Origin of the sequence: Vibrio sp. OPT24, from assembly GCF_015163545.1 — a bacterium.
GTDB lineage: Bacteria > Pseudomonadota > Gammaproteobacteria > Enterobacterales > Vibrionaceae > Vibrio > Vibrio cyclitrophicus.
Map to the genome: position 1 here is coordinate 157034 of NZ_JADDYI010000004.1, position 13369 is coordinate 170402.

Genomic DNA, 13369 nt, shown 5'->3' on the forward strand with positions numbered 1-13369 from the left:
AATTTTCAAGCATCAACTAGGGCGGAGTTTTCCGCCCTATTTATTAAATGGATTTGAGGTTATAGTAGTATGAAACCTAATGAAACTATTTCTCCAGCTCAGACAAAGCCACAGCCCAAAAGTGCCAACCTGTTATACAACCCCACTTTTCGCTCAGTCATTTTTCAAATTATCGCTGTCGGAGCTCTTTGTGCCTTCTTTTACACGATTGTAAACAACGCACTCACTAACTTAGATTCCCGTGGTATTGCCACTGGTTTTGATTTTCTCTCCCAAGAAGCTGGTTTTGGTATCGGCTTAACACTCATCGAATACGACGAAACATTCTCATACGGTCGTACTTTCTTTATCGGTCTTCTCAATACCGCTTTAGTTTCAGTACTAGGCATCATGTTAGCCACAGTACTAGGCTTTAGTATGGGTATCGCTAGACTCTCTTCGAATTGGTTAGTTAGCCGATTTGCAGCTATCTACATTGAGATATTCCGAAATATCCCTCTTCTTCTACAAATCTTTTTCTGGTATTTCGCCGTTCTTCAAGCATTACCTTCCGCTCGTCAAAGTATGAGCCTCGGTGAAGCCATTTTCTTGAACGTGCGTGGTTTGTATTTTCCTGCGCCAGTATTGGAACAAGGCAGTAGCATTGTCATCGCTTCATTAATTGCCGGTGTTATCGCTACTTTTATCATCAATATTTGGGCTAAAAACAAACAGAAGTTAACTGGCCAACAAACACCTATGTTGCGTATTGCGGCAGCGTTAATTATTGGTTTACCACTGGTTACTTACTTCATTATGGGTATGCCTATCTCGGCAGATTACCCAGTATTGAAAGGGTTTAACTTCAAAGGTGGTATTAGCATTATCCCAGAGCTTGCTGCATTAATGCTTGCTTTAAGTATCTACACAGCGGCATTCATCGCGGAGATCGTGCGTTCAGGTATTAACGCGGTGAACCATGGGCAAACAGAGGCTGCAATGTCTCTAGGCATCCCTCGTTCAAGAACACTTAAGCTGGTAATTATTCCACAAGCCTTAAGAATCATTATCCCACCTCTAACCAGTCAATATTTGAACCTAACTAAAAACTCATCACTTGCGATGGCCATTGGTTACCCTGATCTTGTGTCCGTTTTTGCAGGAACAACGTTGAATCAAACTGGACAAGCTATTGAAGTAATTGCGATGACAATGGGCGTCTACTTAACCCTGAGCCTATTAACATCCGCTCTAATGAACATATACAACCGCAAAGTAGCGTTGGTGGAGAGATAAGATGAGTACACATCAATTTCAACCGGACCTTCCGCCTCCAGCGAACACCGTTGGACCTGTCGGTTGGTTACGAAAAAATCTATTTAATGGTCCAGTAAACAGCGTTGTTACTGTGGTTCTAGCCTACTTCGCTTTTACCCTTTTATGGGCTGTAGCAGACTGGGCATTCCTAAGTGCAGATTGGATAGGAACAACACGAGATGCCTGTACTAGTGACGGCGCTTGTTGGGTTTTCATTAGCGTTCGTTGGGATCAGTTCATGTATGGCTTCTACCCTGAAGCCGAGCTGTGGCGACCTCGCCTTTTCTACGCAACGTTAGCTTTTTTTGTCGCGATATTAGCTTACGAAAAAACACCTAAGCGTACGTGGATTTGGTTATTTTTTGTAAACATCTACCCTTTCTTGATTGCTGGTCTTCTTTACGGCGGTATCTTCGGATTGGAAGTGGTTGATACACACAAATGGGGCGGATTACTGGTTACACTGATCATTGCTCTTGTCGGTATTGTTGTATCGCTGCCTATTGGTGTCGCGTTGGCTCTGGGTCGTCGTTCAGAGATGCCAATCATCCGCAGTATGTGTACCGTTTACATTGAGATCTGGCGTGGCGTTCCGCTTATTACGGTTCTGTTCATGGCATCAGTAATGCTTCCACTCTTCTTATCTGAGGGAACAGAAACCGACAAACTGATCAGAGCACTTGTAGGTGTTGTGTTATTCAGTGCCGCTTATATGGCAGAAGTAATTCGAGGTGGTTTACAAGCAATACCAAAAGGCCAATACGAAGCCGCGGATGCACTGGGATTAAGCTACTGGAAAAAGACCGGGCTTATCATTCTACCTCAAGCCTTAAAAATCACGATTCCTTCAATTGTGAACACCTTCATTGGTTTATTCAAAGATACTAGTCTTGTATTGATTATCGGTATGTTTGATGTTTTGGGAATTGGCCAAGCCGCGAATACCGACCCTGAATGGCTAGGGTATTCAACAGAAAGCTATGTATTTGTCGCGTTAGTGTTCTGGGTATTTTGTTTTGGCATGTCGAGATATTCGATATGGCTAGAAAACAAACTTCACACCGGTCACAAACGATAATTAACAAGATCAAGGACGTATTATGACGCAGCAAACAGAAAACAACTCTCAAGGTCTTATGATTGAGTTGAAAGACATGAACAAGTGGTACGGTGAGTTTCACGTACTAAAGAACATTAACCTTGAAGTTAAAAAAGGTGAGAAAATCGTTATCTGTGGCCCTTCTGGCTCAGGTAAATCAACGATGATTCGTTGTATCAACCGATTGGAAGAGCACCAAAAAGGCGATATCTTCGTTTCAGGTAATGAGCTGACTGAAGACTTAAAAAACATTGAAGCCGTGCGCAGAGATGTCGGCATGTGTTTCCAACACTTCAACCTATTCCCTCACCTAACGGTTTTGGAAAATTGCACGCTCGCTCCTATTTGGGTGAAAAAGATGCCTAAGGAAGAAGCTGAAGCAATTGCAATGAAATACCTAGAGCGCGTAAAAATCCCTGAGCAAGCAGACAAATTCCCAGGTCAGCTTTCAGGTGGTCAGCAGCAACGTGTGGCGATCGCTCGTTCTCTATGTATGAATCCTCAAGTTATGCTTTTTGATGAACCAACGTCGGCACTCGATCCAGAAATGGTTCGCGAAGTGCTAGATGTAATGGTCGAGCTAGCTGAAGAAGGCATGACCATGCTATGTGTAACGCACGAGATGGGTTTTGCTAAAGAGGTCGCCGATAGAGTAATCTTCATGGATGCAGGTGAGATTATTGAAGAAAACAATCCTGTCGATTTCTTTGAAAACCCACAATCAGATAGAACACAAAACTTCTTGAGCCAAATTCTGCACCATTAATGTGTTATGATGCATAAACTAAAGAGGCGGCTTCGGTCGCCTCTTTGTGATTCAAGGTCAAGACAAAGAACGGCATTCAATATCATTGAAAATTAGAATATCGATCCAATGCAACGTTTTATTCCCCATTAAGAAATAATTTGTTACATCTTCAGAAACACTTAACCGACTATTTTGATTATTATTTTAGGTATACAAGAGGAATGAAAGACTTGATTTTTCGAACTTTCACCCCCATAAATGTACTAATAACTATTGAAGTCACCTTACGAGGAAGATTATGAACAGCCCTATGTTTTCACGCACAGCATCTCAAGAAAGTGCTCTGCAAACCAATAAAGTATTGCGTAATACTTACGCACTACTGTCTATGACACTACTTTGGTCTGCTGTTGTAGCAGGCGTATCTATGGCGATGAACCTTCCTCGTCCTGGTCTTATTATCATGCTAGTTGGTTTCTACGGCCTACTTTTCTTGACTGAAAAGAACCGTGACAACAGCATGGGTCTAGTCTTCACATTCATGTTTACAGGTTTCTTAGGCTATACCATCGGTCCAATCTTAAACATGTATGTTGGTGCAGGTATGGGTGATGTCATCCTTACGGCACTAGGTGGTACGGCATTGGCATTCATGGGAGCGTCAGCTTACGCTCTTACAACAAAGCGCGACCTTTCATTCCTTAACGGTATGTTAATGGCCGGTTTCGTTGTACTGCTAGTCGGTATGGTTGCAAACATCTTCCTACAAATGCCTCTACTATCTTTGGCAATGAGCGGTATGTTCATCCTATTCTCTACTGGTGTTATCTTGCTAACAACGCAAAGCATCATACGTGGTGGCGAAACGAACTACATCTCAGCAACGATCAGCTTGTATGTTTCTATCTACAACATCTTCATCAGCCTATTAAGCATCTTAGGCATTATGAACAGCAACGACTAATTACCTAGCGTTGAAAACTTAAGCCCAAGAGACTATCTCTTGGGCTTTTTTATACCTGTAAGTACAATATTTTTCTAGATGACTACAATATCTATTGAGTAAGGTAAACTGGGTCATGTACCCTATTCTTATAGTATAATTTGATTCTGGACTAAACATGTTTGAATATAACGGTAAGCAAATCGAAACCGACGCTCAAGGCTACCTATTGGACTACACACAATGGGAAGAAGGCATGATCGAAATTCTTGCTCAAGATGAAGCTATTGAACTGACTGATGCACATTTGGAAGTCGTACATTTTGTAAGAAGCTTTTACGAAGAATTCAAGACTTCTCCAGCCGTTCGTATGCTTGTGAAGGCGATGGAAAAAGCTCACGGCCCAGAGAAAGGTAACAGCAAATACCTTTTCAAGTTATTCAAGAAAGGTCCTGCGAAGCAAGCAACCAAACTTGCCGGTTTACCTAAACCAGCAAAGTGCCTGTAAAAGACTAGCTGTTTAAGGTAACCCTCAATATCAATACTGTAGTGCGTTAACTACAGTATTTTGAATTCGCCAACACGTACCACTCTAAGATCTGCTTCTGTAACATCATATTTGACAACATGGTCGACTGTCGCACTAGCAGGTCCTATTTGTAACCAAGCGTACAACTTATTAATCTGCTCCATCTCTCCGACAGCTAACACTTCAACTCGCCCATCATTCAAATTCATGGCGTATCCTGAAATATCCAAAGCTTGTGCTTGTCTACTGGTGTGATAGCGAAAACCAACACATTGAACGACGCCCGACACGACAAATATACATTGTGAATTTTTCATAACGTTGCCTCATAAATTATATGAATGATATAGTTGCCATTCTATTCATTCACCGCTTATTGGTGGACTTACTTCGAGTATAACGATTATGAAAGAAATCCCATTTCGTTGGATTGACAAATATCTCATTCACCTAAAAATCCAAGAAAAGTTCTATCTACTCTTCTTATTGCCTCTTCTCGCCCTAGTGATATTAACTCTCGTTTTAGATAGCGCAGCGGACTCTTTACTTGCCCACCTTTATCAAGAAGAAATGCTCTTGATGAAAGGCCTTATCGAAGCAGGCCAACTCACTAAAGATCAAGTCGCTCAGCTTGTTAGTCATTCTGAAAGCATTTCTCTAGGCTATGGTACGGGATCCGTTTCAGTGATGAACGGCGCGTTCAGTTTAGTCGCAAACCATGATCAAAACCTATGGTCGGCTTTATCTACAAAGCAAGTTTCTATCATTGCGGTTACTCTGACCTTAATTGCGCTTGGCGTTTATTACATCATGACTTTCATTGGCGGAGCGATGTTCTCCATGAACAAAGCATTGAACACTCTCGCCAATGGTGATTTAACTTGCCGTATGAACTACTTCTTAGTTCGTGATGAGTTCAGCGAAATTGCGATCACTATTGATAAGGTTGCCGAACGTGAGCAAAATATGGTTCTATCAATCCAAGAGTCTGTCGCACTCATGCAACAGATCAGTTCGGATTTGAATCAGTCAACACAACAAAGCTCAGATATTTCAGGTAATCAACAAGAACACCTGAATAGTTTGGCAAGTGCGACGGAACAAATGGCGGCGACAATTCGTGAAGTCGCTACCCTTGCTCATGAGTCTAGCTCACAAACGATGGACGCTCGCGGCGTGGCCCAGAGCGGTCAAGTAAAAGTTTCAAACACATTGGAGTCTATCTCTAACCTATCTCAAGAGATCCAATCCGCTTCACAAGCAGTAGAAGAGCTTGATGCCAACGCGGCGCAGATCGATGAGGTGGTCGCAACCATCAATGGCATTTCAGAGCAGACCAATCTACTCGCATTGAACGCGGCTATCGAAGCCGCTCGTGCCGGCGAGCAAGGTCGTGGATTCGCTGTTGTTGCCGATGAAGTTCGTGCCCTTGCAGGTCGTACTCAACAAGCAACTGTTGAAATCCAAAGCATGATTGAATCATTACAACGTAACAGCCAATCACTAACCAAACTGATGGAAATAACGGTAAACAACGCTAATGAAGGCCAGACACTGATGTCAGAAGTGAATGTCGAGATCGGCTCTTTAGCAGAAAAGAATCAATCTATCTCAGACAGTAGTACTCAGATTGCTACAGCCGCGGAAGAGCAAGGTGTTGTTGCAGATAACATAGCTCAAAGTGTTGAGGAGATTCGTCATCAGTCAGATAGCATCTGTGAAATGATCAGTAAGAGCAATTCCAATGTTGACCAACTTCGTAAACAAAGTGATACGATGGAAGGTTTGCTGACAGGTCTCAAAGCTTAATACTTATATCTATCCAGTATGTGCTGATTAATCATTACTAGGGCTGCTTGTGCAGCCCTTTCTTATTTGCTTTTCAACTGTACTTCCTCGACAATACCCCTCCTTCAAATTCAACAAACAGAGTAAATTATGACTCCTTCAATTCATCTAGCTAAAGGCCGTGACAAATCACTACGCCGTAAACACCCATGGGTATTTTCACGCGGTATCGATAAAGTCGAAGGCGAGCCAAAATCAGGTGAAACTGTAGACGTATACACTCAAAATGGTCAGTGGCTTGCAAAAGCGGCTTACTCACCGGAATCTCAAATTCGAGCTCGTGTTTGGACATTTGAAAAAGAAGAAATCAATAAAGCATTCTTCGTAAAACGAATTCAAGACGCGCAATCTTTGCGTGAAGATATCATTGAACGTGATGGTCTAACTGGCTACCGCCTTACTGCAGCAGAGTCTGATGGCCTTCCCGGTATCACAATCGACAAATATCAAGATTTCCTCGTATGCCAATTACTTAGCGCCGGAGCTGAGTTTAATAAGAACATACTTGTTGAAGCTTTAATTGAATGTTTCCCTGACTGCAATATTTATGAGCGTTCTGACGTAGCAGTCCGTAAAAAAGAAGGCTTAGAACAAGTTGTTGGCGTACTTCACGGTGAAGAACCACCTAAATCAGTGGTCATTGAAGAAAACGGTGTGAAAATCAGCGTAAACATTATCGAAGGCCATAAAACGGGCTTCTATATGGACCAACGTGATAGCCGTAAAGAATCGATGAAATACGTTAAAGGCAAAGATGTCCTTAACTGTTTCTCGTACACAGGTGGTTTTGGTCTGTATGCCCTTAAAGGTGATGCTAAGCGTGTAATCAATGCAGACGTTTCTCAATTAGCTCTTGATACAGCTAAGTTCAACGCTGAGCTGAATGAGTTCGACATCTCGAAAAAGCGTGCAGTATTCCTAAACGCAGACGTATTCAAACTACTTCGCGAATACCGAGACCAAGGCACGAAGTTCGACGTAGTGATCATGGATCCACCAAAATTCGTTTCAAGTAAGAACAACCTGACATCTGGCGCGAACGGCTATAAAGACGTTAACATGCTTGCGATGCAAATACTGAAACCAGGTGGCACTCTACTCACCTATTCTTGTTCAGGCTTAATGGGCGCTGACTTATTCCAAAAAATCATTGCTGATGCGGCACTAGACGCAGGCAGAACCGTAAAATTTGTCGAGCGCTTCGAGCAAGCAGCCGATCATTTAACAGATACAGCTTATCCAGAAGGTTTCTACCTAAAAGGTTTTGCTTGTAAGGTGCTTTAATCTTAGTGCTTTAGAATCTAGCTTTTATAGCAAACAAGATGTATTAAAAAAGGGCCGAAAGGCCCTTTTTGTTATTCATGAATTAAGAGTTTGGTAGGTTAGTCATTAGTGAATTTACTAAATTCGTCAATTCATCACCGGAATAAACACCAGAAGAATCGACGTCAAAACCACTAAGATTACTTGCTTGGCCCTGCAATACTATAGTTTGAGAACCTTGATCATTAGTAATGGTTAACTCTAGGTCTTGGTTGTTATCGCTAATCTTAGCTGACAAATGTTCAAGAACATCATCCATTGTATTTTCATCATGAAGGAGTTCAGATAAATCAATACGGTCACTGCCCACTTCAAAGTCAGTAATAACGTCTCGATAGTCGTCAAGCGGTTCATCTACCCACTTGAATATATCATCACCGTCGCCGCCAGTTAGGATATCGTTGCCTAAGCCACCAATTAATAGATCATCTCCCTCTCCACCATCAAGAAGGTCATTACCTTTATCTGCAACCAATACATCATCACCATCAAAACCCTGAAGTGCACTAGCATAATTTTGGGCTACTGCTATTGCGCCACCGTTATTATCTGACTCATAAGTACCAACAATCACTGACCCATCATTCAAAATTACTTCAAAAGATGCACCTATAAAGCTACTGCCTTGATCTACACCAAAATTGTCAGTATCGAATGTGAACCAAAACTCATCATCGCTGGTAAAATCACCATCAACAAAATTAGCAATCAGTACTGAAGAATCCGAGTCCATTGCATCCCAAATATTATCAGTTTGCTCGATGCCTTTTGACTCTGTTTGGTACAAAGGGTTTCGGCTATCACTGATATCCCAATAAGCATTATTATCGATACTACTCAAGTCAATACTAATTTGCATTACTGACAAACCAGCAGCCAAGCTAGACAATACGAATCCGTATTGATTAGGGTTATTGTAAGTATTACCGGAACGAACGGTAGCAGTAATTGTTGCCAATTCTCCTATACTATTAGTAGGATTACCTATAATAATATCATCAGCTTGTGTTCCTGATAAAATAGAACTGTCAATAAAATTCACTTCAACATTGGCGCTATCTGAAACGCCATTTCCATCAATCACATAACTGAACTCATCACCACTTTCAGCGTTTTCTAAAATAACAGCTTCCCCATCTAGAGTAACTGTAGCCTCAGAGCTTTCGACACTAGAAACAATGGTATCTGAAGTTATTGCGTCTGAGTGCGTAAGATAATCAGTATCAATAGACAATGAAGAGTCACTGTTCAAATTAGTAATAATATTATTTACGTTTGCATCGACGGTCGCGTAGTAATCGATATTAAGCGTTAATTTTAGAGAGTCCTGATCTCCATCCCCATCTTCAACCTGCACTTGAATAACTTCACTCTCGTTTAATACATTTCTGTCGACGACGATACTGTAATAATATTCACCGGAGTCGAAATTAATCCTAAACTCCCCGCCTAACGCGGTTGAAACTGTAATTTCAGGTGAACTCACATCATACTCATAAGTGATACCGTCGATGACAATCGATGTTATTGATACACCGTCAGCTCCTTCTAAAATACCGCCTTCGGTGTCAAACAACTTAACGTCACCACTAATACTGTTGTTATCAAAATACTCTAAAACTGTATTGGTCAAATCATCAGCATCATCAACCACAACAGCATAATTGCTATCATCATCGTCAGGATCAGGAGAATGTGCGATAGGCGTTAGCTCATCTAGTGGTGCGTTGCCGATACCTATAGCAAAAGAAATATCATAGTTTGATGAATCTAAGTAGCTATTCCAACTGTTTTGAAGAGTTGAACCCACGCTAAACCCATTATTAGGCTCACCATCTGAAATAAAGTACACAAAACTCTGGTCAGAAGTTGGCAAATCACCACTGTCCATAACTTTTTCTAGTGCATCGCTATATCGTGTTCCACCGTTAGCTTGCAAGGATTCAAGGTACGTAACCACCTGAGCGACATCGTCTGATAGCCAACCAGAATTGACTATATTATTACCTGAGAAAGTAACTATTTGAACATTGACATCACCGGTATCATCAACTTCGCCAACGAGAGCCGTCAAGGCTTCAATTGCCGTTTCTAGATAGCTTTTCCCATTACCAGCTGAGTCGTCCATACTACCTGACAAGTCGAGAGCAAAAGTCAAATTTGTTGTTATAGGGTCTGATGTGGTCGTTAAGTTGCGTTCAACATCACTGACAATAGGCACATCATCAACGATATTAATATTAAGCTGCGCACTGTCCGTAACACCAACGCTATTTGATATCTCGTAATTAAAACTATCTACAACATCATCACCAATTGATGTATTCATTAATTCATATTCAAAGTCCCCTGAACGGAAGCCATTAGAATCATCAGTATATACAGTCAACGTACCGTAAGATGTAGTAACAACCACGATTCCATTTACTGGTGCCTGACCGTTAACTGCGCTAATTAACGTAGAACTACTAACGCCACTATCATTGTCGAGGATATTGCCGGTCACAATACTTGCGTCACTATTAGCATCAGTACCCGATTCAAGACCAGCTTCATATACCTCTTCGCTATTATCTTTAGCTACTGGTAATGAGTCTTGTGTAACTGTCAATTGAGCTGAAGACTCACTACCATCAGCATCAGTCAACTCGTATTGGAACGTATCTTGATTAGCCGAGCCTACGCTGTATTGAACCTCAACACTCTCTACCATAAAGTTATTGGTAGTACCGGTATAAAGCACCACAGTTTCAAAACCACTATCAGAAACAATAGTTAAGTCGTTACTACTTATAGTACCACTGTCAACTAGAGAGCCCTGATTGTCGTATGCCTTCCAGAACACTTCTTCACTGTCAGCAACGCCATTCAAAGTAAAGTTAGCGACAGAAACCTCGCCGCTAAACTTAGTAACCAATGCCTCGTCATAACGTATTTGATCGCCGTTTCCTTCGGAGTTGGCGTAGTAGATACCAACCTTACTGTTGATCTCGACTACACTGGCAGAGTTACTGTTTAGGTTAGTAACATCAACTTGTTGATAATCGTTATAAGCATACAGCTCAATACCATTATTATTAAGCATGTCGTTTGTTGAAAACGACTTCACTTGACCTTCAGCTTGAGTTGATTGGTAGCTATAGCTGCCGTCTTGATTAAACGTAGCAATAGCCGTACCTGTGTCAATGACGATCTCACCGTTATTGTTCCATTCATTGTATTTCTGGCCATCGAAAGTAATACTGGTTACTTTCGTAATATCACTACCTAAGTCATCCTTACCTGAACCGTCGTTTTCACCAGAGATCAAGTTACCGAAGCCGAGACCGCCAAAGCCAACACTATCAAAGTCGTCAACTGCAGTCGGTCCACTATCCGTGACCGCGATTTCGATCTCAGTCCAATTGGAGTTTCCTTTACCATCAGTAACTAAATAATAAATGGAATCAGTTATTGCTACGCCTTGAGTATGATCCTGGCCTTGAGGAGCTTGATAACTAAATGAACCATCATCATTTATAGTTACCGTCCCACCTAAACTTGTAGAGAACGTCGAACCTGGAGAGGATACATCAACCTCATTTGTACCAGACGAGTCACTTGCTAGCGAAAGAACAGCCAAATTCGTGTCATCGTTATCAACATCGTTAACTAACAACTGATCAGGAGTAAAGGTGACTGTGCTACCTTCTTCGAGAGTTGCGGTATCTGGATTTCCGCTAGGAGCGTCATTACTACCAATAATATTAATAGTTGCTGTCGCCGTATCTGTTGCGCCATGTTCATCTGTAATTGTATATGTGAAGCTCTCAGTCGTTAGTTCCCCAGCTTGCAAGTAATCATAGACGTCGTTGGTGTCATAGTCGTAAGTCCCATCGGCATAAATAGTAAGCAATGCGCCACTTGGAAGAGTAACAACTGAACCATTAGTAATCGTCTGGCCATTTACAGCGGTCAATGAAAAGGTATCACTTTGGTCATCGATATCGTTTGCAAGAAGCCCTGCATTAGCGTCGGTCACAGATACGCCGTCGTCTTCATCAGCAATGATGGCACCATCACCTAGATCTATTCCGGTAACGCTAATTGAAGATAAGACATAATCAGAAGAATCCCCAACTCGTACACCATTCGAATCTGCTTCGAAGACTAACGTATCAAATACAATATCACCGGTGTCGATGCTAAAGTCGCCCGTAGAAGCGCCAGAATCCGTTTTGAATACTCCTGAAGCGACAAGCTCTCCATTATAATATGCAGACCAAGCACCTTGTTCTCCTTCATTTTCACTACCAAAAAGTCGTGAAACGCTAAAATCGACATTATTAGCTAACTCACTAAATTCAAATTTAATTTTTTCAGAGGTGTCAGATCCAGGATCATATTCAATCTGATCAGCAATTTGTCCGCTATCCCTAATAGAGCCTGCGACACCAATTCCAAAGCCACTTAATTCAGATATAGTCCCTGATGTCTCATTACCATCGGAGTCATAAGTGATGGCTTCAATCGAGAACAGAGGTTGGCCATCACTTCCAGTTGGAATTGTAATACCATCAGTGAAATCGGCAGAAGCAGTGTATTCCTGGCCTAACGAACCATCATCTATAGCGTCAACAGAGTTATAAGTTGGTGTATCGCTATCAACCGCCTTCGCATTGTCGCTATCGGTCGCCGTTAGGCTCACCGCTGGCAGTGTCTCGCCTGCATTTACCGCGTCAACACCCGCTTGCGTCAGTACCACATCGGTGCCGCTGATCGCGTAGTAACCATCGGTGTTTGTGCCCGGGGTGAAGGCAACACTTGGTGTGCCGTCTTCTTCATCCGACGCCGTGAACGTCGCCACCACGGTATCTACCGCCGCGTCGTTTTCATTGAACTCAAGCTCTGCCACCACATCGATGGTTGGGCCGTCGTTAACTGGCGTCACCACTGGGGTATCGCTGTCTGTGCCTGTCAGGCTGCTGTCATTGGTCTGAGTCACCGTCAGATCGATGGTATCTAAGTCTTCACCCGCATTGATGGCGTCTACACCATCTTGCGTCAGTTTCACCTGACCCGTTGTCGTATCTAACGTGTAGTGGTCGTTGACATTGCTACCTGGCGTGAAGGTAACTGTTACCTCATCGCCTTCTTCGTCAGACATCACGTAAGTGCCCGCTACATCACCCACTGATGCGCCAGCGTCTTCCGTAAAATCGTTCGCTGTCACGGTGATTTCCGGCGCGTCATCCATGTGAACTTGTACAGAATCGGTGACGTCTAACGATTCGAAATTACCTCCGATAGTTGAAGATACAGTTAGCGTTTCATCTTCCAAAACAGTAAAACTTGTTGAAGTCACCTCTGCATCCGGTACGTAATCGGTGCCAAACGTGATAGTTGCGCCATTGGACAGCGTCACTACAAGCTCGGTCTCTGGCGTGTGGTCTAGCGTCGCGGTAATTGTGGCATCACTACTCCCTTCACTTACATATATGTCATGCAAGCTCACTGTGGTCACGTCTGAGTCATCATTGATGGTCGTCGTTGCTGCTGTTGGGTCTTTCACCAAGCTCTCGAAGTTGCCGCCCGTTGCATCAG

9 protein-coding genes are annotated in these 13369 nt (G+C 42.5%); 7 read left to right on the top strand and 2 right to left on the bottom strand.

Annotated elements, in window-relative coordinates; all coding sequences use genetic code 11:
- The first annotated feature begins 69 nt into the window (after nt 1-69).
- The 5 genes from IQO02_RS01725 (at nt 70) to IQO02_RS01745 (ending at nt 4594) form a co-directional block, all read left to right on the top strand.
- Nucleotides 70-1275 carry an amino acid ABC transporter permease gene (locus IQO02_RS01725; protein ID WP_010440729.1) on the top strand — a complete coding sequence of 402 codons (1206 nt, stop codon included), beginning with the start codon at nt 70-72 and terminating at the stop codon, nt 1273-1275.
- Nucleotide 1276: 1 nt separating this feature from the next.
- Nucleotides 1277-2374: an amino acid ABC transporter permease gene (locus IQO02_RS01730; protein ID WP_010440727.1), complete on the top strand. Its 1098-nt coding sequence runs from the start codon at nt 1277-1279 to the stop codon at nt 2372-2374.
- A 22-nt stretch (nt 2375-2396) separates the two neighbouring features.
- Complete coding sequence (locus IQO02_RS01735; protein WP_010440725.1) at nt 2397-3161, top strand: amino acid ABC transporter ATP-binding protein; 765 nt, start codon at nt 2397-2399, stop codon at nt 3159-3161.
- A gap of 280 nt (nt 3162-3441) precedes the next feature.
- On the top strand, nt 3442-4107 hold the full coding sequence (locus IQO02_RS01740; protein ID WP_016790396.1) for a Bax inhibitor-1/YccA family protein: 666 nt from the start codon (nt 3442-3444) through the stop codon (nt 4105-4107).
- A 157-nt stretch (nt 4108-4264) separates the two neighbouring features.
- The gene (locus IQO02_RS01745) at nt 4265-4594 is read left to right on the top strand and encodes a TusE/DsrC/DsvC family sulfur relay protein (protein WP_004733621.1); all 330 of its coding nucleotides are present in this window, start codon (nt 4265-4267) and stop codon (nt 4592-4594) included.
- 50 nt (nt 4595-4644) lie between these two features.
- Here IQO02_RS01745 and yccX read toward each other — a convergent pair whose 3' ends face one another.
- Nucleotides 4645-4932, bottom strand: a complete 288-nt coding sequence (yccX, locus tag IQO02_RS01750) for an acylphosphatase (RefSeq protein ID WP_010440721.1) — start codon at nt 4930-4932, stop codon at nt 4645-4647.
- Nucleotides 4933-5020: 88 nt separating this feature from the next.
- Between yccX and IQO02_RS01755 the strand changes: the two genes are divergently transcribed.
- A complete protein-coding gene (locus tag IQO02_RS01755; protein WP_016788269.1) occupies nt 5021-6424 on the top strand; it encodes a methyl-accepting chemotaxis protein in 1404 nt (467 codons plus the stop codon).
- A gap of 129 nt (nt 6425-6553) precedes the next feature.
- Nucleotides 6554-7747, top strand: coding sequence for a class I SAM-dependent methyltransferase (locus tag IQO02_RS01760; RefSeq protein WP_010440717.1), 1194 nt, complete (start codon nt 6554-6556; stop codon nt 7745-7747).
- Between the two features lie 82 nt (nt 7748-7829).
- On the opposite strand, the gene IQO02_RS22000 is transcribed toward IQO02_RS01760, so the two are convergent.
- Complete coding sequence (locus tag IQO02_RS22000) at nt 7830-13337, bottom strand: Ig-like domain-containing protein (RefSeq protein WP_322626527.1); 5508 nt, start codon at nt 13335-13337, stop codon at nt 7830-7832.
- Nucleotides 13338-13369: the final 32 nt, after the last annotated feature.